The 25,782-nt window shown below is 59.3% G+C and carries 28 protein-coding genes and 1 tRNA gene; 14 read left to right on the top strand and 15 right to left on the bottom strand.

All coding sequences use genetic code 11. The features are described from left to right. Positions 1 to 2: 2 nt before the first annotated feature. The 5 genes from J0909_RS09780 to fliW all read left to right on the top strand — a co-directional run bounded on the left by J0909_RS09780 (position 3) and on the right by fliW (position 5,061). The gene (locus J0909_RS09780) at positions 3 to 482 is read left to right on the top strand and encodes a flagellar protein FlgN (protein WP_207262450.1); all 480 of its coding nucleotides are present in this window, start codon (positions 3 to 5) and stop codon (positions 480 to 482) included. Continuing rightward, positions 482 to 2,620 (top strand): flagellar hook-associated protein FlgK, encoded by a 2,139-nt coding sequence (gene flgK, locus J0909_RS09775; protein WP_207262448.1) that lies wholly within the window; start codon positions 482 to 484, stop codon positions 2,618 to 2,620. The genes J0909_RS09780 and flgK overlap by 1 nt, the downstream gene beginning before the upstream one ends. Before the next feature lie 16 nt (positions 2,621 to 2,636). After that, positions 2,637 to 4,301, top strand: coding sequence for a flagellar hook-associated protein FlgL (gene flgL, locus J0909_RS09770; protein ID WP_207262446.1), 1,665 nt, complete (start codon positions 2,637 to 2,639; stop codon positions 4,299 to 4,301). A 98-nt stretch (positions 4,302 to 4,399) separates the two neighbouring features. Then, positions 4,400 to 4,642 (top strand): carbon storage regulator CsrA, encoded by a 243-nt coding sequence (gene csrA, locus J0909_RS09765; RefSeq protein ID WP_207262444.1) that lies wholly within the window; start codon positions 4,400 to 4,402, stop codon positions 4,640 to 4,642. Continuing rightward, positions 4,642 to 5,061 (top strand): flagellar assembly protein FliW, encoded by a 420-nt coding sequence (gene fliW / locus J0909_RS09760; protein WP_286181950.1) that lies wholly within the window; start codon positions 4,642 to 4,644, stop codon positions 5,059 to 5,061. Before csrA ends, fliW begins: the two co-directional genes overlap by 1 nt. A gap of 24 nt (positions 5,062 to 5,085) precedes the next feature. On the opposite strand, the gene flgM is transcribed toward fliW, so the two are convergent. After that, positions 5,086 to 5,394 (bottom strand): flagellar biosynthesis anti-sigma factor FlgM, encoded by a 309-nt coding sequence (gene flgM, locus J0909_RS09755; RefSeq protein ID WP_207262440.1) that lies wholly within the window; start codon positions 5,392 to 5,394, stop codon positions 5,086 to 5,088. 27 nt (positions 5,395 to 5,421) lie between these two features. Beyond that, complete coding sequence (locus J0909_RS09750) at positions 5,422 to 5,832, bottom strand: DVU0524 family FlgM-associated protein (protein WP_207262438.1); 411 nt, start codon at positions 5,830 to 5,832, stop codon at positions 5,422 to 5,424. 164 nt (positions 5,833 to 5,996) lie between these two features. Here J0909_RS09750 and J0909_RS09745 point away from each other — a divergent pair, with 164 nt between their 5' ends. The 9 genes from J0909_RS09745 (at position 5,997) to J0909_RS09705 (ending at position 17,696) form a co-directional block, all read left to right on the top strand. Beyond that, complete coding sequence (locus tag J0909_RS09745) at positions 5,997 to 6,848, top strand: NAD(+)/NADH kinase (RefSeq protein WP_207262436.1); 852 nt, start codon at positions 5,997 to 5,999, stop codon at positions 6,846 to 6,848. 2 nt (positions 6,849 to 6,850) lie between these two features. Further along, positions 6,851 to 8,614 carry an ARMT1-like domain-containing protein gene (locus J0909_RS09740; RefSeq protein WP_207262434.1) on the top strand — a complete coding sequence of 588 codons (1,764 nt, stop codon included), beginning with the start codon at positions 6,851 to 6,853 and terminating at the stop codon, positions 8,612 to 8,614. 24 nt (positions 8,615 to 8,638) lie between these two features. Continuing rightward, complete coding sequence (locus J0909_RS09735) at positions 8,639 to 10,066, top strand: MltA domain-containing protein (RefSeq protein ID WP_207262432.1); 1,428 nt, start codon at positions 8,639 to 8,641, stop codon at positions 10,064 to 10,066. After that, positions 10,059 to 10,703: a DUF4254 domain-containing protein gene (locus J0909_RS09730; RefSeq protein ID WP_207262430.1), complete on the top strand. Its 645-nt coding sequence runs from the start codon at positions 10,059 to 10,061 to the stop codon at positions 10,701 to 10,703. Before J0909_RS09735 ends, J0909_RS09730 begins: the two co-directional genes overlap by 8 nt. A gap of 10 nt (positions 10,704 to 10,713) precedes the next feature. Beyond that, entirely contained in the window at positions 10,714 to 12,147 is a 1,434-nt protein-coding gene (gene gatB, locus J0909_RS09725) for an Asp-tRNA(Asn)/Glu-tRNA(Gln) amidotransferase subunit GatB (RefSeq protein ID WP_207262428.1), read from the top strand. A 217-nt stretch (positions 12,148 to 12,364) separates the two neighbouring features. Beyond that, positions 12,365 to 13,405: an S-methyl-5-thioribose-1-phosphate isomerase gene (gene mtnA / locus J0909_RS09720; protein ID WP_207262426.1), complete on the top strand. Its 1,041-nt coding sequence runs from the start codon at positions 12,365 to 12,367 to the stop codon at positions 13,403 to 13,405. A gap of 149 nt (positions 13,406 to 13,554) precedes the next feature. After that, the gene (locus J0909_RS09715; RefSeq protein ID WP_207262425.1) at positions 13,555 to 15,879 is read left to right on the top strand and encodes a methyl-accepting chemotaxis protein; all 2,325 of its coding nucleotides are present in this window, start codon (positions 13,555 to 13,557) and stop codon (positions 15,877 to 15,879) included. Positions 15,880 to 15,995: 116 nt separating this feature from the next. Next, entirely contained in the window at positions 15,996 to 17,513 is a 1,518-nt protein-coding gene (der, locus tag J0909_RS09710) for a ribosome biogenesis GTPase Der (RefSeq protein ID WP_207262424.1), read from the top strand. An 89-nt stretch (positions 17,514 to 17,602) separates the two neighbouring features. Continuing rightward, positions 17,603 to 17,696 (top strand) — tRNA-Ser (locus J0909_RS09705). 167 nt (positions 17,697 to 17,863) lie between these two features. Here J0909_RS09705 and J0909_RS09700 read toward each other — a convergent pair. From J0909_RS09700 to J0909_RS09640, 13 genes are all read right to left on the bottom strand, one after another. Further along, positions 17,864 to 19,045, bottom strand: coding sequence for a tyrosine-type recombinase/integrase (locus J0909_RS09700; protein WP_207262423.1), 1,182 nt, complete (start codon positions 19,043 to 19,045; stop codon positions 17,864 to 17,866). A 591-nt stretch (positions 19,046 to 19,636) separates the two neighbouring features. Continuing rightward, the gene (locus J0909_RS09695; RefSeq protein WP_207262422.1) at positions 19,637 to 19,843 is read right to left on the bottom strand and encodes a hypothetical protein; all 207 of its coding nucleotides are present in this window, start codon (positions 19,841 to 19,843) and stop codon (positions 19,637 to 19,639) included. After that, positions 19,840 to 20,385, bottom strand: a complete 546-nt coding sequence (locus tag J0909_RS09690) for a hypothetical protein (protein ID WP_207262421.1) — start codon at positions 20,383 to 20,385, stop codon at positions 19,840 to 19,842. Before J0909_RS09690 ends, J0909_RS09695 begins: the two co-directional genes overlap by 4 nt. 129 nt (positions 20,386 to 20,514) lie before the next feature. Beyond that, on the bottom strand, positions 20,515 to 20,793 hold the full coding sequence (locus J0909_RS09685; protein ID WP_207262420.1) for a hypothetical protein: 279 nt from the start codon (positions 20,791 to 20,793) through the stop codon (positions 20,515 to 20,517). 102 nt (positions 20,794 to 20,895) lie between these two features. Next, on the bottom strand, positions 20,896 to 21,279 hold the full coding sequence (locus J0909_RS09680; RefSeq protein WP_207262419.1) for a hypothetical protein: 384 nt from the start codon (positions 21,277 to 21,279) through the stop codon (positions 20,896 to 20,898). Positions 21,280 to 21,541: 262 nt separating this feature from the next. After that, positions 21,542 to 21,790, bottom strand: coding sequence for a hypothetical protein (locus tag J0909_RS09675; RefSeq protein ID WP_207262418.1), 249 nt, complete (start codon positions 21,788 to 21,790; stop codon positions 21,542 to 21,544). Further along, positions 21,783 to 22,460, bottom strand: a complete 678-nt coding sequence (locus J0909_RS09670; RefSeq protein WP_207262416.1) for a hypothetical protein — start codon at positions 22,458 to 22,460, stop codon at positions 21,783 to 21,785. Before J0909_RS09670 ends, J0909_RS09675 begins: the two co-directional genes overlap by 8 nt. 331 nt (positions 22,461 to 22,791) lie before the next feature. Next, positions 22,792 to 23,361, bottom strand: a complete 570-nt coding sequence (locus tag J0909_RS09665) for a hypothetical protein (protein ID WP_207262414.1) — start codon at positions 23,359 to 23,361, stop codon at positions 22,792 to 22,794. A 297-nt stretch (positions 23,362 to 23,658) separates the two neighbouring features. Then, entirely contained in the window at positions 23,659 to 24,039 is a 381-nt protein-coding gene (locus tag J0909_RS09660) for a hypothetical protein (RefSeq protein ID WP_207262412.1), read from the bottom strand. Then, positions 24,039 to 24,464, bottom strand: coding sequence for a hypothetical protein (locus tag J0909_RS09655; protein ID WP_207262410.1), 426 nt, complete (start codon positions 24,462 to 24,464; stop codon positions 24,039 to 24,041). Before J0909_RS09655 ends, J0909_RS09660 begins: the two co-directional genes overlap by 1 nt. Next, positions 24,464 to 24,712 carry a hypothetical protein gene (locus J0909_RS09650; protein WP_207262408.1) on the bottom strand — a complete coding sequence of 83 codons (249 nt, stop codon included), beginning with the start codon at positions 24,710 to 24,712 and terminating at the stop codon, positions 24,464 to 24,466. The genes J0909_RS09655 and J0909_RS09650 overlap by 1 nt, the downstream gene beginning before the upstream one ends. Beyond that, positions 24,712 to 24,948: a hypothetical protein gene (locus J0909_RS09645; protein WP_207262406.1), complete on the bottom strand. Its 237-nt coding sequence runs from the start codon at positions 24,946 to 24,948 to the stop codon at positions 24,712 to 24,714. The genes J0909_RS09650 and J0909_RS09645 overlap by 1 nt, the downstream gene beginning before the upstream one ends. An 81-nt stretch (positions 24,949 to 25,029) precedes the next feature. After that, the gene (locus J0909_RS09640) at positions 25,030 to 25,611 is read right to left on the bottom strand and encodes a hypothetical protein (RefSeq protein WP_207262403.1); all 582 of its coding nucleotides are present in this window, start codon (positions 25,609 to 25,611) and stop codon (positions 25,030 to 25,032) included. Between the last annotated feature and the right edge of the window lie 171 nt (positions 25,612 to 25,782).

Raw genomic sequence — 25,782 nt, 5'->3', positions numbered from 1 at the left:
GGATGATCCGTCTTATTGAGGAAAATTTGGTCCGCCAGAACAAGGCCATGTTGCTCATGTTTTTCCTGCTTGAGGAAGAATTTTCCCGTCTCACCCGTCTCAAGCCCCAATCCGTGGCCCAGGTGGAGCTCTCCATCCAGGAACTCATGCGCCAGGTGGCGGCCGAGCGCATGTCCCTGCGCCGTTTGGTCGCCCAGGTGGAGCCGTCGGCCAAGCGCGTCCGCGAACTCCAGCCCGCGTTGAGCGGAGAGGAGGCCACGTCCCTCGACGAGCTTCTGGCACGCCTTGACGAAACCGAGCAGCGTTGCGCGGTGCAGGCGGCCAAGAACCAGCAGATGGCCATGGCCCTGTTCGATCAGTCCAAAGGGCTGCTCAGTTTCATGCACGACCAGCTCAAGCCCAAGTCCACCACGGCGTATGGCCGCACCGGTCGTTTCGCCCAAGGCATCAATGATGCGCGTCTGTTGAGCGGGAGACTGTAATGTCCTTCGGCGCCAATTCCATTCTGGACATGGGCCGGTGGGCCCTGTTCGCCTCGCAGGTCCAACTTCAGGTCACGGGCGAGAATATCTCCAACGTGAACACCAAGGGGTATTCGCGCCGCTCGGTGAACCTGGAAGAGGGGCCTTACATCGACTATTCGCCCGGCCAACTCGGTACGGGCGTGAAGGCCACGGAGGTGGTCCGGCATTTCGACAAATTGGTCGAGGCCATGTACCTGGAACAGTCGTCCTTGAGCAGCATGTGGGGCAATCTCTTCGAGCAGCTTCAGAGCGTGGAAAATCTGCTCAATGAATCCAGCAGCAAGAATGGGGTCAGCAACGCCCTGTCCCAATATTTCAATTCCTGGAACAAGGTTTCCGAGCGGCCCGACAACTATGGGGCGCGACAGGGCGTGGTCAACGATGCGGCGACCCTGATCTCCACCCTCAAGGCCGTGGACACCAATCTGACGCTCATGCAGGAGCGCATCAACAACGAGGTTACGGCCCAAGTGGCGGAAGCCAACTCCCTGATACAGGACATTGCGAACCTGAACCGGGAGATCCAGGTCCACGACGTGCCCGGCCAGAACAACGCCAACACCATGTACGACGAGCGGGCGCGCAAGGTCCGCGCCCTGGCGGAATTGGTGGACATCAAGACCATCGATAACGGCGGCGGCAACTTTACGGTCCTGACCCAGTCCGGCCAGACCCTGGTGGACGCGGAGAGCGCCTTTTCCCTGGACTTCCGCGCTCCGACCAAGAACGCGGACTTGCGTTCGAATTCCACCTTTGACGGCAACATCTATTTCGACGGCGACGACGACTTCGAATACACCATCGAGTTCGAGGCCTCCAACGCGGGCGACCCGGTGGGCCAGGTGGCTTCGGGCGCTTCGGCGGCCCGGTTCAAGGTCTCCCTGGACGGCGGGGTGACCTGGCTGACGGACGAGTCGGGCAAGACGCGCTATTTTTCGGCTCGGGAGTACGGCGACCGGGTCAACGTCGAAGGGTTGCAGATATGGTTCGGTTCGACCACCGATGCCAAGGGGTCGCCGTCGGGCACCTTTGTGGACGGCGATCGGTTCACCATCACCCCGCACCAGGGGGTCTACTGGGTGGAGAACACCTCCCACGCCGAGGAGATCACCCCGCAGCTGCACTTTAACGGCGAGCAGAACACCCAGCGTCTCACCGGGGGCAGCATCGCGGCATTGCTTTCCTTCCGCGACAACTACGTGGGCAAGTACCGCTCCAAGATCGACGAGCTGTCCAAATCCGTGATTTGGGAGACCAACCGGCGGCACAGCCAGGGCGCGGGATTGCAGGCCTTTACCGACTGCCAGGGCACCTACCGGGTGGATTACACCGGCAAGCCCCTGGCCAACGAATCCACGGGCCTGGCCTTCGGCGACCGACTCCAATCCGGTAGTTCCTTCATGTACATCTACAATGAGTCCACCGGCCTGCTCGTCTCCAACGCGGCCTTGGATTTCGACGGCGCCGGGGCGACCTTCGACCCCAACGTCCATTCTCTGGAGGATGTGCGCGACGCCTACAATCGGACCTATGCGGGGGCCATCAAGGCAACCATCGTCAACAACAAGCTGCACCTGGAGGCCAAAGCCGGCTACACCTTCGCCTTCGGCTCGGACTCGGCGGGACTCTATGCGGGATTGGGGTTGAACACCTTTTTCAAGGGCCAGGACGCCAAGTCCATGGCCGTGAACGAGAAAATTTCGGGTGATTTGGACTATCTGGCCACAGGCCATGTGAACGGTGCGGGAGAGATGAACGCCGGCGACAATACCACGGCTCAGTCCATGTACGGGCTGCGCAAAGCCGACGTGACCATGTCCACGGCCTTCGAGGGTACCACGAAGCAGAGCATTCTCGACTACTACAACGGTATCGTGGGCAACGTGGGTACGGACGTCAACCGGACGAAATTCAACAAGAATTTTTATCAAACCCTGTCCAACGACCTGAATGAGCGCCAACAAGAGATTTCTGGCGTGAACATGGACGAGGAGATGAGCGATCTCATCAAGTATCAGGCCTCCTACACGGCGGCGGCCAAGTTGATCACCACGGCGGACCAAATGCTTCAGACCATTCTGTCGCTCAAACCGTAGACGGGGAGAACCGGCAATGCGCGTAACACAACAGATGCTTTTCAACAGGTACGTGTACAACCTGAACACGTCCCTTACGTCCCTTATGGATCTGAATATCAAATCTCAGACTCAGAAGGACATCAATAAGCCAAGCGACGATCCCACGGGCATGACTCGTATTCTGGACCATCGCGACACCTTGCGCTCCCTGGACCAATACAAGGAGAACATTTCCACGGCCAAGGGTTGGCTGACCAGCGCGGATGAAGCGTTGCTGCAGGTCTCGACCATCCTGACGAGGGCCAAGGAACTGGCTACCCAGGTGGTCAACGGCACGATGGACGAGAACAACCGTGAACAGGTCAGCTATGAGATGCGCTCCCTGTTCGAGCAGCTCATCAGCCTGGCCAACTCCGACTACGAGGGCAAATCCATCTTCGCCGGACACAAGACCGATCGCTCGGCCTACGAGCAGATCATGTGGCTGACTACCAACGACAAGGATTTCGGCGATGCCGAGTTCACGGTTAACGGTTCGTCGAACACCACGGTCTTGGTTCAGTATTTCGACAAGAACAAGACCGCGCCCGTGGGCAGCGACATGAATCTGTCCGATCCGCGGCTCGGCGTGCGCTATTCCGTGGACGGCGGACGTACCTGGAAAAATGACGCAAGCATGAGTTTCGTGGGCTCGGAAGGGACGTTGAAGCTGCCCCAGAGCGGCACCAGCGTTACCTTTCACGGGGACGCGACCGTCAAGGTCAATGACCCGGAAGACGAGTCCACGGCCGACGGCACCTGGATGTGGATTCGTCCCTCGGCCCGGTATCTCGGTGACGACGAGGACGCGCCGCCGCAGGTGGACGCTCTGGGACCGGGTTCGAAGCAGATTAAGGCCTCGGCCTCGGGTTCCTTCCTGAATTCCAACGTGACCGTTCGCATCGACAACCAGTCGAACGTGCCCATGAACGGGGAAGTTCAGTATTCCTACAGCCTGGACGGCGGTATCAACTGGGTGACGGGCAACGTGGCCCAGCCCGACGGCTCTGCCAATGAGACCGTGCTGTCCGTGGCCAATGGCGGTATCCTGACGCTGACCTCCGGCGGTTCCAACTTGTTGCGGCCGGGACAGCAATTCGTTATCCGCCCTCACACGGCGGCCATCAACCTGGATATTTCCGCCAGCGAGCAAGTCCAGGTCAACAACGTGGGCAAGGATATCTTCGGCGGCATTTATATGGATCCGAGGGCCGTTCTTTCGTCCAATGGTTCCATCCTGACGCTGGGCAGCCAGAACGCCGGTCGGGTGTTCCATGCGAGCGGCGCGGGGAACATGACCCTGACCATTCAGGGGCAGGACGAGGATTCCATGAATCTGTTCGAGATCATGGGCAACCTGGTGGCCTTCACAGAGACCAACAACCAGACCGGATGCCAGCAGTGCCTGGCCAACCTCGGGAAGGCTCAGGCGCACGTCCTGAACGCCGTGGCCGAAGTGGGCGGCCGGGGAAACCGCTTGACTGTCAGCCAGACCATCCTGGACGGCCTCAAGCTCAACGAGAACACGCTGCTCAGTTCCATCGAGGACGCGGACGTATCCGAATTGATGAGTGAACTGGCTCAACAGCAGATCGTCTATGAAGCCGTGTTGCGCTCCACGTCCATGATTATGCAGCTCAACCTTGGAAAATTTATATAACTTGAGAAAATAATGAACTTTACTTGCGTGTGAACCTCATGTAGTCGGCAAGGCGTACTCTGCGGGAAACGCGGACAAGCCGAAGGAAAGACCTGGACATGTTGATTCTGACCCGGAGACCGGGAGAAAGCCTCTACCTGGGCGATAATATCAAGCTGAAAATCCTGAGCGTTCAGGGAAAGCAGATAAAGATCGGCCTGGATGTGCCCGAAGACATGACCGTCTATCGGGAAGAGGTCTATTTGAAGATCAAGGAACAGAACCGGCAGGCGCTGGAAATCAACCAGCAGGACCTGCTCGCGGCGGCAGCGCTATGGCAAAAGAAAGAACGCAAAAAATAATGACCCGGCTGGGCGAACGAGAGATCCGCTCCGACTCCATTCTCTATTTTCCCCGCGGGTTGGTGGGGCTTGAGGACAAGCGTGAGTTCGCGATATTGCCGGTCAGGGAAGGGGATTCGCCGTTTTTGCTGTTGCAGTGTCTCACCGACCCGGGCCTCGGCCTGTTGGTGGCCGATCCCTACAGCTTTCTCGACGACTATGACGTGAAGATCGAAAGCCCGGAGCGCAAGATCCTGAAGGTGGAGAATATCCGGCAGTTGGCCATTCTGGTGACCGTGACCATCCCACAGGACAAACCCGAAGACACTACCCTCAATCTCCAGGGACCGATTGTCATCAACACGGAGACGAAGATAGGTCTTCAGGTTCCACAGACGGAAGCCGGGTATCCCACGCACTTCCGGCCGATAGGGTCCTGATCGCTCGGTCGTTACCCTCGCATGCTAAACCAGAAAGTCTAGGTCGTCGCGGATGAGATTCGCGGCGGCCTTTTTCATGTCGGGCCGATAGGTTCCGTCCTTGACCTGGCGCTTGAGCTCGTCCACCTTTTCGCGGCGAACGTCGGGCGCATCCTTGGCGCTTTGCAGGGCGGCGCCCCGCAGCCGGGCCTCGGATGAAAGCACCACGCTGTCGGCGGATTCACCGGAGGACTTGCCGTTCTCCTGCGTCCGCTGGACCTCCTTGGGCTCCTTTCGTCCGATCTTCTGATTTGCGTAAGGGTGCTGATCCCCTACAATGTTTCGAATAACCATGTCGTACCTCCCGTGGGGACGGGGCTATCAAAGCATGGTGCCATCCACCTTTGACAATGCTATTTCCCACAGTCTCCGCATAACCTTGTTCCTCTCGGAATTTTCAATCTCCTGCGGACCCTGCGGCGTCTCCCTGATTATCTGAATGTCGCTTCCGTCCAGCGGGTACTCAAAGACGTACCGGCCGCCGAACTCGCTTTCCAACTGGTCGAGGACAGCCCGGACCACGGGGGAGCGTTCGGAATTGACGATCAGGTTTTCAATGACCTCATGGGCGATGCGCTGCACCAACTCCCGGCGCTTGGCCTGCCTGGCGATGTCGTCCGGGGGCTTTGCCTCGCCCATCGCCTGCCGGAAGCGTGCCAGCCGCTTCGCGCTCGTAAGCTGCTTCCCATAGGTGCGCAGCATATTGCGAACATTGGCGGACGATGTATTCACGCTATTACCCCTTTCCTTGAATGATACGATCGTCCCTGACCTGAAAAACTTTAGGGGTAAAACGGGAAAAAATCCAGAAAAGCCGGTCAACCCGCTGTGGAAAAATATCCGGCAGAGGGAAAAAGGTTGAATGGTTCTCAAAATTTAACTAAAAAATATCCATCATGAACCGAACCGTAAGAAAAATGCTTATCGTGACCAAGCCCGGGGACCGGGCCGCCAAGGCCGTGCGCACGGCCATGACGGGGTTTTTGGTTGAGCGGGGCGTCTCTTTTGAAATCTGCGAACAACGCCCGGACTCCTGCGAGAACGCGGAGCGGATTCGCGGTCCCTTTGACCTGGCCGTAATCCTGGGCGGGGACGGCACCTTCATCGGCGCGGCCCGGCGGCTGTTGCATCTGGAAACCCCGCTCATGGGCGTCAATCTCGGACGGGTGGGCTTCCTGACCCAGCTCGAACGCGATCATTGGCGGCCTTGGCTGGCCCGGGTCCTGGACGAGGGGTTCCGGGCGGAACATCGATTGGTCCTGGCTTACCGGGTGGAGCGCGGCGGTGAGCCGATTCATGCGGGGTTGGCGGTCAACGATCTGGTCGTCAGCCGGGGCGAATTGGCCCGGCTCATCCGGCTGGCCGTGATCTACGACGGGGTGGCGGTCTCCCCCCTCCGTGCGGACGGCCTCATCGTGTCCACGCCCGCCGGGTCGTCGGCCTATGGGGCGTCGGCGGGCGGCCCGCTGATTCACGCCGGGCTCGCGGCCTGCTGCGTCACTCCGGTCTGTCCCTTCCTGAACAGCTTCAAGCCGCTGGTTCTTCCGGCGGAGGGCGTTCTGGCCGTGCGAGTGGAAGAGCAGGCGGGCGAAGTCAACCTGACCGAAGACGGCCAGGACGGCGTTCGGCTCGAACCGGGCGATGAAGTGATTGTGGAAAAATCGCCCACGGACCTGCTGGTGGTGGATCTGGGGCCGGGCGCGTATTTCGAGAAATTGAAGAAACATGGTTTTTTGACCGAGAGGTGAACATGGGATTGGCCAACGAGTCTGATTCGGCCCTGGACATCAAGTACGGGCTGGATCCCGCCCTGGATGCGCTTCTGCTCCACTTCATGTCGGAGAACCACCTGGAATACAGCATCGACCCGCTCAAGAATGCCTCCGGCGAGCAGATGCGCTTCATGATCGCCCTCAAGGAGGGAGAGTTTTACGCGCCGTGCTCGGACTGGATGTTCCTCATGCTCCTGGACCAGCGGCTGCCGGACCGGCTGCTGCAAAAATACCTGGAGCAGTGGAAGCGGTTCATCCGTCTGTCCCGTGATTTTTGTTCGGACCGCAGGGCGTCCCGGCGGTTTATCCAATTGGCCCGGCACAAGTTCCGTATGGTCCTGGCCTCGCCCATCCTCATGCCCTCGCGGCTGATGAAATGGTTCATCACCATTTTCATGACCCAATCCGGCATCGACGACCCGTACCTGCATATCAGGCGGGGGCTGAACCGGCGGGCCGCCGAGATGGTCGGGAGCCGCGAGTTCGACGAGATGGTCCACGCCAGCCCGGTGGGCGGCGACCTGAGCGGGCGGACCGACGACCTGCGTTTCCGTCTCGATCGCCTGGAAATCGAGCGGCTCATGCGCATCGCCACTTTTACGGACCACTGGAATCCGGAGATGTTCTCCCTGGACGGGCTGCGCGCCTCGGGATTGGCCGAGGAGGTGCGCGAAGGCTCAAACCTCCTGGACCCCATGTTCAAGCTGATGGGCAAGGACGGCGAACAGCATCGCCGCATTCTCTACCTGCCCAATCGGGCGGGCGGCGTCCTGTTCGACCTCAAGGTGGTCAAGGCGTTGCTGCGTCTGGGCCATCGTGTGGTCATGGCCTTGAAGGAAGGGTTCTACTTCGACCAGCCGACCTTCTGGGACCGGGATACCGATCTGGAACTGGCCAAGGCTTTCGAGGGCGCGCACTTTGTCAGCGAGGATAAACTGTCCAAGAACGATCTGCTGGCCATCATGTCCCGCCATCCCTTTGTGGTCATCTCCGACGGCACACGCGAGAAGTTCAACCCGTACCGGACTTCGGTGACTTTCGCCCGGGCCTGGAAGGAGTGCGATCTGATCCTGGCCAAGGGCGAGGATACCTATGACCGGCTGATTCTCAACTCCCACGAGTTCACCCGGGACATCCTCAGCTTCCGCCGGGATGAGGAGGGCGTGTTTCATGTCCATTTCCGCCCCAGGCCCGAGCGGGTGCAGATCTTTTCCGAGCAATACATCACCGGCAAGGCCGAGGCGATTATCCAGGAGATGCGCCAGGCCCGGGCTCAGGGCAAGACGGTCATGTTCTACTCCGGGATCATCGGCTCGGTGCCCGGCCAGACCCAGGCGGCCATCGAGGTCATTACCATCTACGTCAATCATTTGCGCGAGCAGTTGGACGACGTCTACATCATCAATCCCGGCGAGCACTTCGAAGAAGGCATGGATGCCGACGATCTGATGTTCATGTGGGAAAAGGTCCAGCGCAGCGGGTATATCAATGTCTGGCGTTTCCAGACATATTTCGATATTGAGAAGAGCTTCGAGTTGATGGGTCGCAAGGTGCCCCCGGTCTGGACCGGCAAGGATTCCACCTACTCCACGGGATGTACCAAGGAAATGCACATCGCCCTGGACGTGCAGCGGATCCATCCCGAGTTGCAGATTATCGGACCCAGTCCCGAGAAATTCTTCCGGCGGCGGGAGTATGGGGTGGGCAAATTCTGTGACGTGGCCATCGACTCGTGCGGATAGGAAAACGAACCCTCGCGGTGCTCCATGCTATATTATAATGACATACGGGAACCCCTGTGGCGGGCGCTCCGGCTCCTGCTGGCTGCGGCTTGTCTGCTCGCGCTTCTGTCCTGCGTGCGGACCGGAGCGGTCTTCTCGTCCGGCACGGACGCGGCGTCCGTCGGGGTGGCCGACGAGGGGACGGAACCCGGAGAGGCGGATGACCGGACCGCGGCGGAAGAGGCCTGTGCGGTGTCTTCCGGCGAGCCGTCCGGGGAGACCGCCGATCAGGCTGAAGCCGCCTGCCTGTACCGCTCCAGGGCCGTGGGGCGGCTGACGCTCCGGCCCGTGCGCGAGCCGTCCAGCATTCCGACCTGCGACATGTTTTTTCCCCTGTCCAACGTGGAGGGCGCGCAGAACATGGCCCGGTTGGACATCAGGAGCCAGGGGCTCGACTCCTGGCGGGCTTTGGAGAGCCCGGTTCAGCGCAGCCTGGAATACGCCTTGAACATGCCCGCCGACGAGCCCGCCCTGGCCCGTCCGGGCATGTCGCTGACCTGGGGGCAGGTGGTCCGTTCGCTTACGGAATTCCTTGATCTGTTGCCCCACCTGGATGCCGATCCAGACCTGCTGGCCGAGCGTTTCGTCTGGTACGGCATGCGCCAGAAGCCGCTTATGACCGGCTACTACACCCCGGAGATCGAGGCCAGCCTGACCCGGCGGCCCGGCTATGAATTTCCCATCTACGGCGTGCCTGGGGACCTGCGCTATGGCCCGGTGCGCGGGAGCAACCGATTCTACCGCGTGGAAAAGGGGCGGGTTCTGCCGTACTACGAGCGGGGCGCCGTGGACATGGGCAAAGTCCTGGCCGGGCGGGGGCTCGAAATCGCCTGGGCCAAGGATCCTGTGGATGTTTTCTACATGCAGGTGGAGGGGTGCGGACGGCTCCGGCTGCCCGACGGGACCACCCGCAACGTGCTTTACGGGGCCAAGAACGGGCACGGTTTCCGTTCCTTGGGACGCATTCTCCACGCCAAGGGACTCCTGCCCCGGGGGCATCTGTCCAAGGAGGATGTGAAGGAATATTTCGCCAAGCATCCCAGGCGGATGTTTGAGCTTATGGCCGAGAATCGAAGCTACGTGTTCTTCCGGCTGGAGGATTCGCCGCCCGAGGGAACCATCGGAAAGCCGTTGACGCCGATGGTTTCACTGGCTACAGACCGAAAGCTCCTGCCGCTCGGCAGCCTGCTGGCATTCGAGGCCGAGATTCCCGAGGCCCGCGACGGCCGCCCCTCGGGCAAGCGCAAGGTCGCGGGCATCGGTCTGGCCCAGGATACGGGCACGGCCATCCGCGGCTCCCATGTGGATTACTACATCGGCGAGGGCAACGCGGTGGCGCCCATCGCCAGCAACATCAAGACCGAGGCCACCGTCTACCTGCTCATAAGCAAAGAAGCACTCATCAATGGCTGACATCACACACGATTCCATCATGAACACCATCCGGGACGCCGTGGCCCACCAGATTCGATCCGTCATGGATTGGCATTACGGCGAACCCGTGTACGAGGGCGATCCCGCCGAGGACCTGGTCGGATTGCAGGGGCTGCGCGAGTTGGTGGCCCGACAGCATTGGGCCAATTTTCAACTCTGGCACGTCGAGGACCGCGCCCGGCGCAAGGATGTGGACGCCCAGGTCATCGCGGACTGCAAGTACGCTATCGACAAGCTCAACCAGAAGCGCAACGATCTTATCGAGCGGGTGGACGCGTGCCTCAACGCCATGATGGGGCCGCTTTTGCCCGCCGAGGCCCCGGAACGGTACAACACCGAGACCGTGGGCGCGGCCCTGGACCGGCTGTCCATCCAGGCGCTCAAGATATATCATATGAAAGAGCAGTGTGCGCGCAAGGATGTGGACGACGAACACATCCAGCAGTGCGACGACAAAGTCGGCGTGCTCAAGCGGCAGCACAATGATCTGGAACGGGCCATCCTGGAGTTGATCGACGAATATTTCGCCGGGACCAAAAAGCCCAAGGTCTATTTCCAGTTCAAGATGTACAACGACCCCAAGCTCAACCCGGAACTCTACGGAAACAAGAAATAGGGGAATCCCCATGGCCCGCTACGAAACCGTCATCGGCCTGGAAGTCCATGCCCAGTTGAAGACCGAGAGCAAGATTTTCTGCTCCTGCTCCACCAAGTTCGGCAACGAACCCAATGAAAACGTCTGCGCGGTCTGCTCCGGCATGCCCGGCGTGCTGCCCGTGCTCAATGAGAAGGTCGCCGAATATGCGACCAAGGCGGGGCTGGCCACCAACTGCGAAATCAATCTGAAGTCCGTGTTCGCCCGCAAGAACTATTTTTATCCCGATCTGCCCAAGGGGTACCAGATTTCCCAGTTTGAGCAGCCCATCTGCGAGCATGGTTTCGTGGATATCGAGGTGGATGGCGAAAAGAAGCGCGTGGGCCTGACCCGGATCCACATGGAGGAGGACGCGGGCAAGAACATCCATTCCGCTGCGGACAACGCCAGTTTTGTGGACCTGAACCGGACCGGCGTGCCCCTCATTGAGATAGTTTCCGAACCGGACATGCGCTCGGCCGAGGAGGCCGTGGCCTACCTGAAGGAACTGCGCTCGGTCCTCCTGTACCTCGGCATCTGCGACGGCAACATGGAGGAGGGGTCTTTTCGTTGTGACGCCAACGTCTCCATCCGCCCCTATGGGCAGGAAGCTTTCGGCACCCGCGCTGAGTTGAAGAACCTCAATTCGTTCAAGCACATCCAAAAGGCCATTGAGTACGAGGTGGAACGCCAGATCGACTTGGTGGAGGACGGCGAACAGGTCATTCAGGAGACTCGGCTGTACAACGTGGAAAAGGGCTCGACCCAATCCATGCGCGGCAAGGAAGAGGCCCACGACTACCGCTATTTTCCGGACCCCGATCTGGTGCCTCTGGTCCTGGATCCGGCCTGGGTGGACAAGTGGCGTTCCGAACTCCCCGAGCTGCCCTCGGCCAAACGTGAACGGTTCATGGCCGAATATGACCTAGCTGATTACGATGCCGCGCTGATCACGGGCGATCTGGCCGTGGCCGACTATTTCGAGGCGACGGTCAAGGCCTATGCGGGCGACGCCAAGAAGGTGACCAACTGGGTGGTCGGCGAGTTGCTGCCGTTCTGCCACGAGACCGAGTCGGCGGCCTGCGAGGTCCGGCTGACCCCGGACAAGCTGGCCACGCTGCTTGCGCTGGTGGATGACGGGACCATCTCGGTCAAGATCGGCAAGGACATCTTCCGCGATCTGTGCGCGTCCGGCGACGACCCGGCCGAATACGTCGAGGCCAAGGGATTGGTCCAGGTGTCCGACACCTCCGAACTGGAAGCCATGGTGGACAAGGTCATCGCCGACAACCCGTCCGAGGTCGAGGCCTTCAAGGGCGGCAAGAAAAAACTCATGGGCTTCTTCATGGGCCAGGTCATGCGTCTGTCCAAGGGCCAGGCCAACCCCGGCGTGGTCACGCAGTTGTTTACGAAGAAACTTTCGTAAGAAAGACCGGGGGAAAATCCATTCTTGAAGGCGACGTGGGGATGCGTTCCCCGTACTCTTGTTTGGGGGTAAAATGGCGGTATCCGTACCGCCCGGCGCATACGAGGGGTCGCGTTGACCCCGATACCGCTTGCGCCGCAATAAAAAGTTTTGAAGGGGAGTCCAGAGGGGAAACTTTTTCAAAAGTTTCCCCTCTGGCCGCCGGAGGCAATCAAAGATGACCGAACACATTCAGTATTCTCCCGAGAAAGACGCCCTGATCCTGCTCGACCAGCGTTACCTGCCCAATCGAGAAGACTGGTTCGAGTGCCGGACCACCGACGACATCTGCTTTGCCCTGGTGGTCATGGTGGTGCGCGGCGCGCCCGCCATCGGCGTGACCGCCGCCTACGGCTGCTACCTCGCGGGCCGCGAGGTGCAAGGTCTGGACGGCGACTGGAAGGCGAATCTGTCGGCCAGGCTGGACCGGATTCACGACGCCCGGCCGACTGCGGTGAACCTGCGCTGGGCCGTGCGCGAGATGCGCCGTGTCTGGGAAGAGGCGGGCGACGTCTCTCTGGACGAACTGCTCGGTCTCTGGCTTGCGCGGGCCAAGGAAATCCATGCGGGCGATATCGAGATGTGCGAGTTGATCGGCCAGTTCGGCGGCGAACTCATCGACGACGGCGACACGGTCATGACCCATTGCAACGCGGGGGCCCTGGCCACGGCCGGATACGGCACGGCGCTCGGGGTGGTTCGGGGGGCCATCGACCAGGGCAAGAAGGTCTCGGTCATCGCCAACGAGACGCGGCCGTTTCTGCAAGGGGCGCGACTGACCGCCTATGAGCTGCACAAGGACGGCATCCCGGTCAAGGTGGCTTGCGACAACGCCTGTGCGCTGTTGATGAAGCGCGGCCTGGTGGACAAGGTGGTGGTCGGTGCGGATCGGATCGCGGCCAACGGCGACGCGGTGAACAAGATCGGCACTTTCGGGGTGGCCATCATCGCCAAGCGGTTCAACATCCCGTTCTACGTGGCCGCGCCGGTGTACACCATCGACCCGGAAACGCCCACGGGCGACGATGTCCCCATCGAGGAACGCGATCCGCGCGAGGTGACGCATATCGGCGGCCACCGCATCCCGCCTGAGGGCGTGGAGGTCTTTAATCTGGCCTTTGATCCCACGCCCCATGAACTGATTTCGGGCATCGTTACCGAAAAAGGCGTACTTTATCCACCCTACGACCTTGCCATCAAGAAGTTGTTCATGCTATAACTCTTCACAAGGTATGGGAAAGTTTCGGGGCGAAACCGCGTTGCGGTTTTGCCCTTTTTTGTCCTCGGCGAGGTCGTTTTAATGGACAGCCGCCTTTGTGGCTATTAGGTTACCAGAGGCATAACTACAGATTCAAGGATAGGTCTTCCATGAAGATGAAAAGCGTGAATACCGCCATTGCTCTGTTGATCGCCGTAAGCATGGCCGTTTCAATTCTGGCCGCCGTGTTTTGGGTTGGCCGCGATACCCGGCAGACCGTATTCAACGAGGGCAAGGAGGCCATGAACAACATGGTCGCCCAGACCATGGCCGCCCTGGACAATTATATTTCCCAGACCGACGAGATGGTCCGCATGCTTGGCTCCCAGCAGGCCGTGGCCGACGCCCTGGCGGGGCGGGACGCCCTGCCCGCGTCCTGGATGTTCAAGGACCTTCTGGGCGCCTCGGACGGCTATTGGGCCGCTTTTGCCTTCGACAGGAACGGCAAGGTGGTTGCCGGGTACAACGCCAAGGGGCAGAACCTGGCCGGGGCGGACCGCAGTTCACGCGAGTACGCCAAGGTCGTTCTTTCGGGCAAGGCAGACCACTATCTGTCCAACGACATCCTTATTTCCAAGAGCGGCGGCGGGATTCTCATCTTCGCCGCGGCCAGCGTGGTTCGTGACCACACGGGCGAGATCATCGGCGGGGTGGGATTGTTCCCGAAGTGGGAGAATTTCACCTCCAAGTTCATCGACCCCTTCCGCGTGGCGGGCAGCGGCTATGCCTACATGCTCGACCACAAGGGGCGGATAATCGCCCACGCGGCGAACAAGGATCTGTATCTCAACGATCTGTCCGATCAGGATTTCGCCAAGATCGCCCTGGCTTCGGAAAAGGGCGAGACCACCTACACGTGGGAGGGTCGCGCCAAGTACATGGTCTTCGACACCGCGCCCATGACCGGCTGGAAGGTGGTCATGAGCGCCTACGAGGACGATTTGGCCGCCGCTGCGCACAATCAGCGCGACAAGTTGGCCGCGGGCGGAGTGGTTCTGGGTATTCTGCTTGTGTCGGTGCTGATCTTCGCCGTGCGGAAAACCATCACCAACCCGGTGAAGAATATCCTGGACTTCGCATCCGAGGTGGCCGGGGGGAATCTCCAGGCCCGGCTTGAGGGGCGGTATAAGTTCGAATTCAAGTCCCTGGCCGCGCAGATCGACACCATGGTGCGCGAACTCAAGATCAAGCTCGGATTTTCCGAGGGCGTGCTTGGCGGTATCCCCCTGCCGTGCGCCCTCTTGGGGTCGGATCACAAGTTGCTGTGGGTCAACCGGCAGATGTGCGATTTGCTCCAACGGCCCGAACCTCCCGAAAGTTACGCGGGACGGAAGCCCGGTGACTTTTTCTACGGCGAGCCGGACAGGAAGACCTTGTCCGACCGGGCCGTGGAGCAGCAGCAGCGGCAGGACGAAGAGGTCCAGTACACCCGCGAGGACGGTTCGGCCATCAACGTTCAGGTTACCTCCACACCGTTCTACGACATGGACGGCCAGATGCTCGGCTCTCTGACCATCTGGTTCGACGTGACCGAGATTCGGGGCCAGCAGAAGGTCATCGAGGCGCAGAACGAGCGCATTTCCGTGGCCGCCGGTCAGGCGCGGGAGATATCCCTGGCCCTGTCCAGCGCGGCGGAGGAACTGTCCGCCCAGATGGAGGAAGGCAAGCGGGGCTCCGAGGAACAGCGCGCCCGGGCGGGCGAGACCGCTTCGGCCATGGAGCAGATGAACGCCTCGGTGTTGGATGTGGCCCGCAACGCGAGCCAGGCTTCGGAGGATGTCGATCAGGCCCGGAACCAGGCCCAGCGCGGCGAGGAGATGGTCAATCAGGTTATTGCGGCCGTGGGCGAGGTCCAGAAGCAGACCGAGGAGCTCAAGCGCTCCATGGAAGGGCTCGGCACCGAGGCCGAGGACATCGGCAATGTGCTCGGCGTGATTACGGACATTGCCGACCAGACCAATCTGCTGGCGCTCAATGCGGCCATTGAGGCGGCCCGGGCCGGGGACGCCGGGCGCGGCTTCGCCGTGGTGGCCGACGAGGTGCGCAAGCTGGCCGAGAAAACCATGGCCGCCACCGGCGAAGTGGGTGAGGCCATCCGGCGCATCCAGGATATGACCGGGCGGAACGTCGGAGCCACCGAGCAGGCGGCCCAGTCCGTGGAGCGCAGTACCGAGCTGGCCCGCGAGTCGGGCAAGGCCCTGCTTGAGATCGTCGGCCGGGTGGAAACCGCTTCGGACCAGGTGCGCATCATCGCCACGGCCGCCGAGGAACAGTCCGCCACCAGCGACGAGATCAACCGGGCCACGGACGAAATCAACAACATCTCCATGGAGACCTACCGGGTCATGCAGGAGGCCAGTACGGCCATTCAGGAGGTGGCTTCCATGGCTACCCGGCTGAGCGGAGTCATCGAGGATATGGCGGATGGGGAGTGAGCCCGTCAACAATGGACTCGACTTTCAAATGAAGATAAGGTAACCCCGCGCTTCCAGCCTCAGGGGAGTGTGGGGTTTTCCCTTCCCCAAATGCCATCAACCATCCGGAGCCGAATATGCTGCCGATCGTCGCCCTGGTGGGCCGCCCCAATGTGGGCAAATCCACCCTATTTAACCGCCTGCTCAGGAAGTCGCGGTCCATTACCCACGACATGCCGGGGGTGACGCGCGACCGCATCTACGGGGAGTGCATCATGGGCGAGACCCGTTTCGACCTTATCGATACCGGAGGCATGGTCCTGGAGTCCGAGGCCACGCCCGAGCTGTCCAAGGATTTCGAGGACGAGATTTTCGAGCAGGCGCAGGAGGCCATCAACGAGGCCAACGCCATCATTTTCGTGGTGGACGGCAAGGAGGGGCTGACGCCGCTGGATCAGCAGGCCGCCGAGTTCGTGCGCCGGTCCGGCAAGCCGGTGCTCATGCTCGTCAACAAAGTGGACGGCAGTGAGTTCGAAGCCGCGATGACCGCCGAGTTCCACGAACTGGGCGTCGAGTTTTTGCCTGTATCCGCGGCCCATGGCTATAATTTGTACGATGTTCGCGATCGGGTTCGCCGGTTCGTCGAGGATCTGGGCTTTCCGGCCGAGGAGGACGACGGCGTGGAGAAGGGGCTGCGGCTGACTTTGCTCGGCCGTCCCAACGCAGGCAAGTCCTCGATCATCAACGCCCTCATCGGCCGCGATCGGCTCATTGTTTCGGATGTGGCCGGGACCACCCGCGACTCCATTGACGTGACCTTCGAGAAGCAGGGCAAGCGCTACACTTTCGTGGACACGGCCGGCGTTCGCAAGCGCGCCAATATTCAGGATCACCTTGAGAAGATCAGCGTCATCCGGGCGCTCAAGAATTCCAGACGGTCCGATGTGACCATCCTGGCCATCGACATCACCCTCGGTGTGGGACGGCAGGACAAGCGGCTCATCGAATTTCTGGCCAAGGAGAAGACCCCGTTCATCGTGGTCGTCAACAAGGCGGACCTCATCCCCAGGAACGAGACCAACAAGGCGCTGGATGCCTTCCGCGAGGAGCTGCGCGTGATCCCGCATGTGCCCGTGGTCATGACCAGTGCGGTCAAGGGACTGGGCATCGGCAAGCTGTTGCCCCTGGCCGAGACCTTGCGCAGGGAGTGCGCCATTCGCGTGGGCACCGGCGAGCTCAACCGGATCATGCAGGCCGTGGTCGAGAAGTTGCAGCCTCCGGTGGTCAAGCGCAAGCGGCCCAAATTCTATTACGTCACCCAGGCGGACGAGCCCATCCCGACCTTCGTGTTCTTCTGCAACGACCACACCCTCGTCAAGGGCTCCTACGTGCGCTACCTGGAAAACCAGTTCCGCAAGATGCTCGGCATCAAGTCCGCGCCGGTGAACGTGGTTTTCCGCTCCAGCCATGACAAGAAGGAGTGGGAAAAGACGCGCGGCATCTCGGCGCTGGGCAAGCGCGGCCCGGGTCGGGAGCGCATCGGTGGGGCCAAGACGCGCCGCCATGAACTCAAGTACAAGGCGCTCAAGAGCAAGCGCCGCCGTGAGGAGAAGGATGCCGATGGACAGGCCGGGGCTCGGAAAAAGGGCAAATAGAGCCCCATCGTTGTTGACAATCCGCGCGGGAAAAGTGTAGACGGACTTTCCTCAATGCGCACAGTGTGTTCTCGTGCGCATGGGAATCAGGAGAAGTGGCCGAGCTGGCTGAAGGCGCACGCCTGCTAAGCGTGTTATGGGTGTAAAGCTCATACGAGGGTTCAAATCCCTCCTTCTCCGCCAGAAATCAAGGGGTTACAGTGAAAACTGTAACCCCTTTTTCTGTGTAACAAAGGGGCCAAAAACAAAAAGTGTGGAACAAAGTGTGAACATTTTTCCGGGAAACACATTTTGTAGGCCATAAAAAAGACCCCCGAAGGGGCCTGTTTGGAGCGGATCTGGTTGAGCCGTTATTTGACGACTTTGAGGTATTTCGGCTTCCGAGGTCCGTTTTTTGATATTTCCTCCAGCTTGTTGGCAACACCCTCGTCCACCCGCATCTTCTCCAGGTAGATCTTGGTTGTGGACGGCCGCTGATGATCAAGCATTTTGCCGATTCTTTCCTCGGGGACTTCGGCATTGTCGAGCATGTGTGACCCCCAATGCCGCAGGGCATGACCGGTCACGTGTTCGATTTCGATCTTGAGGCGCTTTTCAAGCCGCTTCTTGATGTTAGTGAACAGGTGCTTGATGAGCGATGCGTTGCGCTGATACCGGTTCCCGGACAGGGGGTTGACGAATACGAACGGGCTGTCGGTTTCCCGTTCCCGGAACCGGCGCTTGAGGATCTCGTATACCGTGTCGTTGAGGTGTATCCAGACCGTGGTTATTGTTCCGTCCCGCTTCCCATGTTTGAATCCGGCTTTTCGTTCCGTCAGCTTGACGTTCGTCCATTCCAGCGTCCTGATGCTCCTCCCGCGCTGGATCGTGTTGCACATGATCTCGATGTAGTCCGACTCGTCACCGGGACTGGCCTCGCCACGGTACAGCTGCACCGTTTCATACGTCGGCACGGGCCGGGAGTATTCTTCCACGGTGAACGGCTTGATGTCACGGGTCGGGTTGTCGATGTATTGCTTTGTCCGCCTGATCCCGTCCATCAGCCCCCTGGTGATGGCGTGGGTCCACACAGCACCGATCTCCCGGCAATGCCGGTTGCCGGTTTTGTTGGAACACCCCTCCTGCGCAGAGGCGTGATACATATAGCGCTCGATCAGCGGTGACGGGACATCATCAAGTTCCGCGTCGATGCCGTCAGGGTGGTGCTGTGCGAGAAATTCAAGGAATCGAGCATAGATTCCGACCTTCCCACCATACGTCCCTTTCCCCCACCTCGGCTTACCCCAGTCAAGGTAATCGTTTGATGCGCTTAAGAAGGTTATGCGGGTCGCCCTCTCCGCTTCCAGTGCTTCCAGCTCCCGCATCCGGAGGATTTCCGTCTCCTTCTCGTTCGCCCACTCCTTCGCTTCCCTTACGGTCGCAAACCCTTGCTTGCTTGCAAGTTTCGTTCGGCCTTCTCGGAGCCATGCGCGGTACACGATGCCCCGTTTCTTGGTCTTGACCCTTTCCGTGTCTAGCGTGAATCTCGCCATAGTTAACCCCGTTCCTCCCTATAAGATACGCTTCAACATCTTCCGGGCAGAACAACGCAGACCTCAGCGTCCTTCCGCTCGTCATGAACGTGTGCGGCCATGTCTGCCAGATATTACCCCGCCTGATCATGGCTTTGGTTACACCCTTCAAATGGTCCCTCAACAATGTGTCGACGTCAACGAGCACTCCCTGCAATCCCCCCAATTTCGTCGTTAGTCAAACAGCCACGGGAAATCGTACCACGCCGATTCGGCAAATCAACAACTATTTCAACAAGTTGACGATTCCTTGTTTTTGCATTACGCATAAACGTATTGAAATAAGTGTATATTTTAAGATTGTGCAAAACATTGCATCAAAAAAAGTTTCGCGATGTGCAGATTTTGCACCGCATGGCGCAAAAAAAGTGGAAGCCGGCGGCCTGTTTCCAGGGATGTTCCGCGGCTTCCGGGAGGTGAGATGAGAATGGGTGGGGACATGGCCCCAAGGAATCCAATCCTCGCTCGTCGAAATATCCAGAGTCAAGTTTTCGCGGGAAAAAGATTTAAAAAGATGAAGGCCCCGAAAGGGACCTCCTGTTGCTGGTGAAATCAGATCTCGCCCCTGGCCCTGGCCATCTCATCGGCCTCGGCCTCTGCAAGGTCGAACATTGAATAATGGATTTCCCTGTTCAACGGGCCGCCTGATCCACGGTCTTCCCTGAGACGGGCGGAGACAGATACGTCGATCTCGTAGAGCAGGGCGGCGGTTTCAGCGTCGTCGTATTCTGTGGTGGTGTCGTCGAGGTAGTCGATCATGCCGTTGCCTCCAGTAGATTTGAAGGGGAGGACAGACGGGGGACGGGGACGGTGTAGGCTCCGCGGAACGTGCCGGCTGACTCAGTGGTGGCAGGGAGGTCAGACTCGTGGCAGACGCCGACGATTGTGGCGATGAAGTGATCGTATCCGATCTTGTCTGCCAGGATCATGACGTAAGTCGTGTCGGTGTGTCGTTCGTGCGGCCTGACGGCGAGTCGGAACTTCTCCGGGGCGGCGTTCTTTGCGAACCTGAGCGTCGTCTTGAAGTCGACTTTGACCGCCCCGGCAACGGCATCGACACCGCCGTCTCCCCTGTATTTGTCTGCGTTCCTGACCTTACGCTCCGTGCAATATCGGGCCATTCCGGCTACGGGGCCATGGAGATAGATTTGCCCGGCAGCCTCGCCGATCTGTCCGGCAAGGTTCGAGCGGAACTTGCTTGTCTGTTTTTCGTTGCCGTCCTTGATCTTAGAGGCGGTATCCAGGGTGCATTCTCTGGCGTTTTCTGCTATCAACTCGGCCGCTGTTCCGGTGAACTCCACGACGGTCCGTCTGGAGTCGTCTGTGCTGACCTGGATTTCGTTGTTGCTGATAAGTTGGGCTGGTAATGTGGCGCGGGAGGCCTTGGCCTTGGCTACAGCCTCCTCGACGGTGCGGCCCTTGTCGATGACCTAGCCGTTGCAGACGTCTATCACGTCTGATTCCGACGACGACTTGACCGGAGCTATATCGTCGCCGCTGACCCTAACCCTGACAGTGTTCAGCGCCCTGGTCTCGACCAGGCAGTCGTGTCCGAGCCGCATCAGCTCCCTGGCGATCCCGTCGGCCTCGCCCCTGTCTTCGTAGATGCCGGCGCATCCGTCGATGGTGCCGCCGTTGGTCGTCATGACAACGTGGACTTCACGTCCTTCCCCAGCCGATCTTCTTCCTTCTTCCGTTCTTGTGTGCATTCGCTCCTCCAAGAGCTATGCACACGGGCCTCCACGACGCCTCCTTGGGGGACCCTGCGGCACTGTTTCCGCAGTGGCCCCCCGTCGCCGTGTGTCGTTCTGTTAGTGAATCAGTTCGTCGATCAACTCAATTCCGATTGCCGCGCCAGTTGCCACGAGAAGTTCTCTCGTGTGTCTGTAGACAGCTCGTTTAACGTCGTCGGCGGCGGCCGGGATCAGGGCGTCAATCACATACGGCAGATACGCCGTGACCATTGCGCTGATCTCGTCGTTGCACCGCTCCCCGGTCATCCCGTCGTACGCAGACAGCGAGACGATCTGGCTATCGATGTGCGCCAGCACAGCCGCGAACGCGCAGATAGCGTCCCACGTGTCCGTTGCGGCCTTGACCTCGCCGCTCTGATCGACGAGCAGGTACCGTCCGGCGTAGCCGGTCGCGTCGAGCGACAGGCCGTCATCTGTCTTGATAATTCTCTTTGACTCCATTTTTTTCTCCTTCCTTGTTGCGGCTTTTTTTTAGCGCATCGACCAACCCCTTGGCCCAGGCGCTGTCGCCGTCATGAGCTGATTTGACACCCCCGAAATCCCGAAATTCAATGGTGTAACACTTAGAAATCGCTTGATAAAGCGCTATTTCAAGGTGCCGTCAACATGGCGCACGGAAAAACCGGCTCGCGCCAGGGGTTTTTCTCCGGTGACACGCCAAAAAAAAGACGTGCCACCGGCGGTTTTGAGCGGATTTTTGGGCTTAGAAGGGCGGATCGCTGGGATCCATGTACGGCAACGGGCCGATCAGCTCGGGCTCGGGGCAGGTCAGGTCGCAGCGCCACAGGGGCCGTCCACATTTGCCGATGGCGTACAGGTCGCCGTAGCCGCCGACAATGTGGAGCGGGAGCAGCTTGTCGTATTCGTACCACCCGACACGTCGGCGGATATCGCGAAGGTCGTTGAGGTCGGGGTGGACGGCGATGCCGTTCTGTGTAGAGCGCCTAGTCATCGGACACCCCCATGGAGCAGAGTAGGGATGTCTGTCCTGCGTTCGGACAACGCTTACGCGTGGCCGTGCGTGGCCGGGGATAGTTTGCCGGGTTTCTGTCGCATGGGGCGGTGAAGTCGAAGTAGCCGGCATCATACAAGACGCGCCGCGCCTCGTCTTCGGTAAGCCAAACGCCGTTGGCAACCGTGTCGGGCCGCCCCTGGGCGAAACCGTGTATGAACCAGTTCCCGTCGCTGACTCCTACATATGCACCAGCGAGCAGGATGCAGTCGGCAGACCTGACGAGCGCATTGCGCTTGGTCCTGAACAGCCTTTTTCCGGTTTTGTAGATGACTGGAGCACGGCGGGACTTTTTTTGGGAGTCGCAAGGAGCGAACTCGTCGAACGCCGGCAGCAGGTCGATGAACATTTCGGGCGTAATGTCCATCTCGATGTCGATGATTCCGCTGCTTGTCTCGACGCAACCGGACAAAATCACGTTTTCGGCACCGAAGGCAACTTCAGCACCAGCAAGGAGATTTCCGCCAAGCTGCTCGACGAAGATCTTGTCCTTGGTGTGTTCGATGCGCTTCACGACCCCGTATTTGAAGAGAGGGTGAAGTCGTTCGCAGTAGTTGATGTTTTTAGTTATTTCGCCATTGCCGTTCTTGATGGTGCGGTCCTTTCCCACACTCGCTCCTTGACGTACAGACACCCTGTATTAGGTGCAGCCTTCTCGACAGATTCTCGATCCGGGATTTTCGAAACATATAGCGGACAACCTCTTTATTGTCAAGAAAAATATTTGCCGGAGTCTTTCACATTCGCTCACTCTCTGGTGCATGTCAATATAAAAAGGCATGATAAAAGCACACCGGTTAAAGTGGGCTTCCTTACACTTTCTTTTAATAATAGTGATAATCATTTACGTGCGTTATGACATTTTGCAGACAAAATGAAAGACCCCCGAGGGGGTCTTGTGGCCTGTAAGCGTGGTGGTGTTCCGCCGCTCCCAGGTAGTTCTATGATCTCGCGCTGATCCCAAAAAGGATACGGCGCTCCATAGGCCGCCGCACAAAATGTCCGGCCATAATCGCCAGCGGAAGCACGACACAAGCCGCAGCCGCCAGCGCGATCTCCTGCCCGTTCACGGCCCCTGTCAGCCGGTCTGCCAACAAGATCGAGATGAACAGCGTCCCGCAGACAACAACATCTAACACTGTCGCCGCGATGACACGATCAAGCGCCATCTTGCGATACGCCCCCAACGGGCGAGTCGCATTCGGCATCCGCTCGAAGATCAGCTTATCGACATTTCGCTGGGCTGCCAGGATCTCGAGCGACAGTTTGCCGCTGGCGACCATCCCGGTCAGGGTGAACCCGAGGATCCACCAGCCATTCTTCGTCGTCTCCGGTTCGATGTACGCCGCGATAGCGACGCACAGGGCCTTGACGACGTATGACATGACGAGCGCCATATTCCAATTCTGATACGTGACCCGATCCTTCAGTACCGCCTCGGGTGCGACATTGACGTGTTCAGGGCTTCCGACGACACTGCACAGCCATGCGGTCAACTTCTCCAAACTCATTTTTCAACATTTCTGTTTCTGTTATCCAAAAAACTGTCTCTGTATGATCAAGTTATATTCGTCGCGATTCCAGGAAAGCAAGTTTTCACAACGTCTTGCGGCAAATGTGCGCAGTCGAAAGCCCCTGGCGCTCACCGGGTTTTGTTGGCGGCAAAAAAAGATGAAAAAGTTTGAAAAAGATGGGCCTGGAAGGTGGGGGATGTTGGGGCGTGGGAGCGGTTGACAGAGCGAGGAGCAAAGCCCCTGGAAGGGGCCTTGGCGGTTGATGGTGGGGTGGTGTGGCTGGTGTTGGTCGAGCTACTTGATGCGGCCAGGATCTCCAGTCAGAGGTGATCTGGCGAGGAGGAGGACGAGGATGTTTGATGCGGCTGCGGCACCACCGGAGACGGCGACGAGGATTCCGCCCCCTCCGTCTGTGACGGCCGACATGGCGGAGGCCAGGGTCAGGAACGTCGTGGCCGTGGCCAGGACCGCCAGGGTCGCCGGGACGGCCCTGGGGACGAACCAGTGTCCCGACACGGCCCAGGCGTATGCGGCGGCGACAAGAGCAGCCGGGAGCAGGGCCAGGGCGATGGAGGTCTCGGAGCCTGGGGTCAGAGTCAGCCGGTACAAGCCGATCGAGACGGCGGCGATGGCCAGGGCCGCCAGGGCGGCGATGCGGAGTCGTGCTGTTCCCATTATTTACCTCCACGACTCATCAGCTCGTCGCGAGTCAGCGGCTCAGGAAGCATGGCGGACAAGGGTACAAGGACACCGGAAGCAGAGTCACGGGCGACTGTCCGGACGCAAGCGTCGAAAAACTCGGACAAATTCATGCCGTGCGTTTTAGCGGCTGATTTTGCCATCTCAAGCAGGGGGCGAGGGAGACGGGCTCCAAACCCCCGGAAATCGCTTCGCTCGTATCCGGTAACGAGTTTCGTCTCGGCACTGCGGACGACGTACCATCCGCACATGATCAACACTGTCGTGATGTTGTAGCCCTGGCGCTTCCAAGCCTCGACGATCTCGGCTGTGTCAGCGTCGAACGTGAGCTGTGTCAGCGTCGTCCCTGCCGGGATTTCAGGCACGTATTTTACGGTATTTCTGTTCGTTTCGTTCGTCATTATTCGTCTCCCCACAGTCTCTCAACGTGATAATAGGGTGCGCCGATCGTCGCAACCCGCAGGTGGCCGCGGTGTCGGTCCCCCTCGACGAGCAAGACGCAATCCCCGAGTTCGACGCGGTTGTCGTTGTCCTGGATTTCGAGGACCAGCTCGTCCAGTGCCATGTCGTCGGTCGAAGCGATGGCCTCGGCAACGTCGGCGACGGACAGGGGCCAGAGGTCAGATATCGTGATTCTAGTGTCCTCCATTATGCTACCGCTCCAAGCCGCTTTGACACGTACAGCTGCACTTGAGTCACGAAAAACTTGACGTCAGACAGTGTTCTGTTGCCGGGCACAACAAGAGCTAAGTTGCCGTCCATGTCGTACGCGCACCAGATATCTCCGTCGCGCTCGACGACGATTGTCCAGCCATCTGCCTCAAACAGCTTTTTCCCACCATTCTCCGCGATTTCTGCGGCTGTCACATACCTGTAATCCTTCATCTTCATTCTCCTTTTTTCCCGCTTCTTGCCCCCGTCCTCCTGCCCGGTTCGTCCGGGCCGGGGGCTTTGCGCTTGTCTGTCTTATTCGTCGATCTTGTCGTTGATCCAGTCCTCAACCAGGCCACCGATGCTCTCTGCGGTGTTCGCAAGACCTGGCAGAAGCTCGACGGCGGCGTTGATCATTGCTGCCGCATCCTCGACGAAATTAGGTGATGCAGGGTCAAGACTGTCGAAATCATGGGCAATGTCTGTGATGCTCTCAGCGTCCCAACACTCGTTGTTGTACAACGCATTTTCGCACACTTCTTTGCCGATTCGCCATGCAATGTCGCGTGCTTTGCCATCACGGTCGTCATCCCACGCTTCCTTCATCTCCTCGAGATCGTCGCTGTCGATTTCCTCGAGGTCTGACTCGATGACTGGATCGTTGACACACGCGACATGAAAGTGCTCGTCGCAGTTTCCGGGTACGCAGCCTTGCGGTGAGCTTGAAAGACTGACTGTGCCGGAGGCCAGGTTAAAATAGAGATACTGCTCGTGGAAGCAGATCTGGCCGTAATTGTTTGAGGCAAATGCCCTGTCGCTGATCTCGTGATTGATCTTTTCGACGATTGCTTTGACCAGCTCTTCTGCAACGATTTCCGTTCCGTTCTTCTTGTTCATCTCGATTCTCCGTTGTTTGTTTCTTCGTACCATCAAGGGGCCGTTCCCCCATCCGGCATAACAATGTTATATTCACTGGATTACACAGAGTCAAGTTTTCCGGCTAAAAAAAGTTGATTTTGCGAGATATTTCTCAGTGTTGGATCGCCGGAGAAAAGGAAATTGCGTGAG

The organism is Desulfovibrio sp. Huiquan2017 (genome assembly GCF_017351175.1).
GTDB lineage: Bacteria > Desulfobacterota > Desulfovibrionia > Desulfovibrionales > Desulfovibrionaceae > Pseudodesulfovibrio.
The sequence above is the reverse complement of the archived record's forward strand: the minus strand, read 5'-3'. Positions and strand labels throughout refer to the sequence as shown.

What these genes read in the sequence shown, in the direction of transcription:
- J0909_RS09780 (WP_207262450.1), top strand. Translation starts at nt 3, where the DNA reads ATGATCCGTCTTATTGAGGAAAATTTGGTCCGCCAGAACAAGGCCATG.
- flgK (WP_207262448.1), top strand. Translation starts at nt 482, where the DNA reads ATGTCCTTCGGCGCCAATTCCATTCTGGACATGGGCCGGTGGGCCCTG.
- flgL (WP_207262446.1), top strand. Translation starts at nt 2,637, where the DNA reads ATGCGCGTAACACAACAGATGCTTTTCAACAGGTACGTGTACAACCTG.
- csrA (WP_207262444.1), top strand. Translation starts at nt 4,400, where the DNA reads ATGTTGATTCTGACCCGGAGACCGGGAGAAAGCCTCTACCTGGGCGAT.
- fliW (WP_286181950.1), top strand. Translation starts at nt 4,642, where the DNA reads ATGACCCGGCTGGGCGAACGAGAGATCCGCTCCGACTCCATTCTCTAT.
- flgM (WP_207262440.1), bottom strand. Translation starts at nt 5,394, where the DNA reads ATGGTTATTCGAAACATTGTAGGGGATCAGCACCCTTACGCAAATCAG.
- J0909_RS09745 (WP_207262436.1), top strand. Translation starts at nt 5,997, where the DNA reads ATGAACCGAACCGTAAGAAAAATGCTTATCGTGACCAAGCCCGGGGAC.
- J0909_RS09740 (WP_207262434.1), top strand. Translation starts at nt 6,851, where the DNA reads ATGGGATTGGCCAACGAGTCTGATTCGGCCCTGGACATCAAGTACGGG.
- J0909_RS09735 (WP_207262432.1), top strand. Translation starts at nt 8,639, where the DNA reads ATGCTATATTATAATGACATACGGGAACCCCTGTGGCGGGCGCTCCGG.
- J0909_RS09730 (WP_207262430.1), top strand. Translation starts at nt 10,059, where the DNA reads ATGGCTGACATCACACACGATTCCATCATGAACACCATCCGGGACGCC.
- gatB (WP_207262428.1), top strand. Translation starts at nt 10,714, where the DNA reads ATGGCCCGCTACGAAACCGTCATCGGCCTGGAAGTCCATGCCCAGTTG.
- mtnA (WP_207262426.1), top strand. Translation starts at nt 12,365, where the DNA reads ATGACCGAACACATTCAGTATTCTCCCGAGAAAGACGCCCTGATCCTG.
- J0909_RS09715 (WP_207262425.1), top strand. Translation starts at nt 13,555, where the DNA reads ATGAAGATGAAAAGCGTGAATACCGCCATTGCTCTGTTGATCGCCGTA.
- der (WP_207262424.1), top strand. Translation starts at nt 15,996, where the DNA reads ATGCTGCCGATCGTCGCCCTGGTGGGCCGCCCCAATGTGGGCAAATCC.
- J0909_RS09700 (WP_207262423.1), bottom strand. Translation starts at nt 19,045, where the DNA reads ATGGCGAGATTCACGCTAGACACGGAAAGGGTCAAGACCAAGAAACGG.
- J0909_RS09695 (WP_207262422.1), bottom strand. Translation starts at nt 19,843, where the DNA reads ATGATCGACTACCTCGACGACACCACCACAGAATACGACGACGCTGAA.
- J0909_RS09685 (WP_207262420.1), bottom strand. Translation starts at nt 20,793, where the DNA reads ATGCACACAAGAACGGAAGAAGGAAGAAGATCGGCTGGGGAAGGACGT.
- J0909_RS09680 (WP_207262419.1), bottom strand. Translation starts at nt 21,279, where the DNA reads ATGGAGTCAAAGAGAATTATCAAGACAGATGACGGCCTGTCGCTCGAC.
- J0909_RS09675 (WP_207262418.1), bottom strand. Translation starts at nt 21,790, where the DNA reads ATGACTAGGCGCTCTACACAGAACGGCATCGCCGTCCACCCCGACCTC.
- J0909_RS09665 (WP_207262414.1), bottom strand. Translation starts at nt 23,361, where the DNA reads ATGAGTTTGGAGAAGTTGACCGCATGGCTGTGCAGTGTCGTCGGAAGC.
- J0909_RS09660 (WP_207262412.1), bottom strand. Translation starts at nt 24,039, where the DNA reads ATGGGAACAGCACGACTCCGCATCGCCGCCCTGGCGGCCCTGGCCATC.
- J0909_RS09655 (WP_207262410.1), bottom strand. Translation starts at nt 24,464, where the DNA reads ATGACGAACGAAACGAACAGAAATACCGTAAAATACGTGCCTGAAATC.
- J0909_RS09650 (WP_207262408.1), bottom strand. Translation starts at nt 24,712, where the DNA reads ATGGAGGACACTAGAATCACGATATCTGACCTCTGGCCCCTGTCCGTC.
- J0909_RS09645 (WP_207262406.1), bottom strand. Translation starts at nt 24,948, where the DNA reads ATGAAGGATTACAGGTATGTGACAGCCGCAGAAATCGCGGAGAATGGT.
- J0909_RS09640 (WP_207262403.1), bottom strand. Translation starts at nt 25,611, where the DNA reads ATGAACAAGAAGAACGGAACGGAAATCGTTGCAGAAGAGCTGGTCAAA.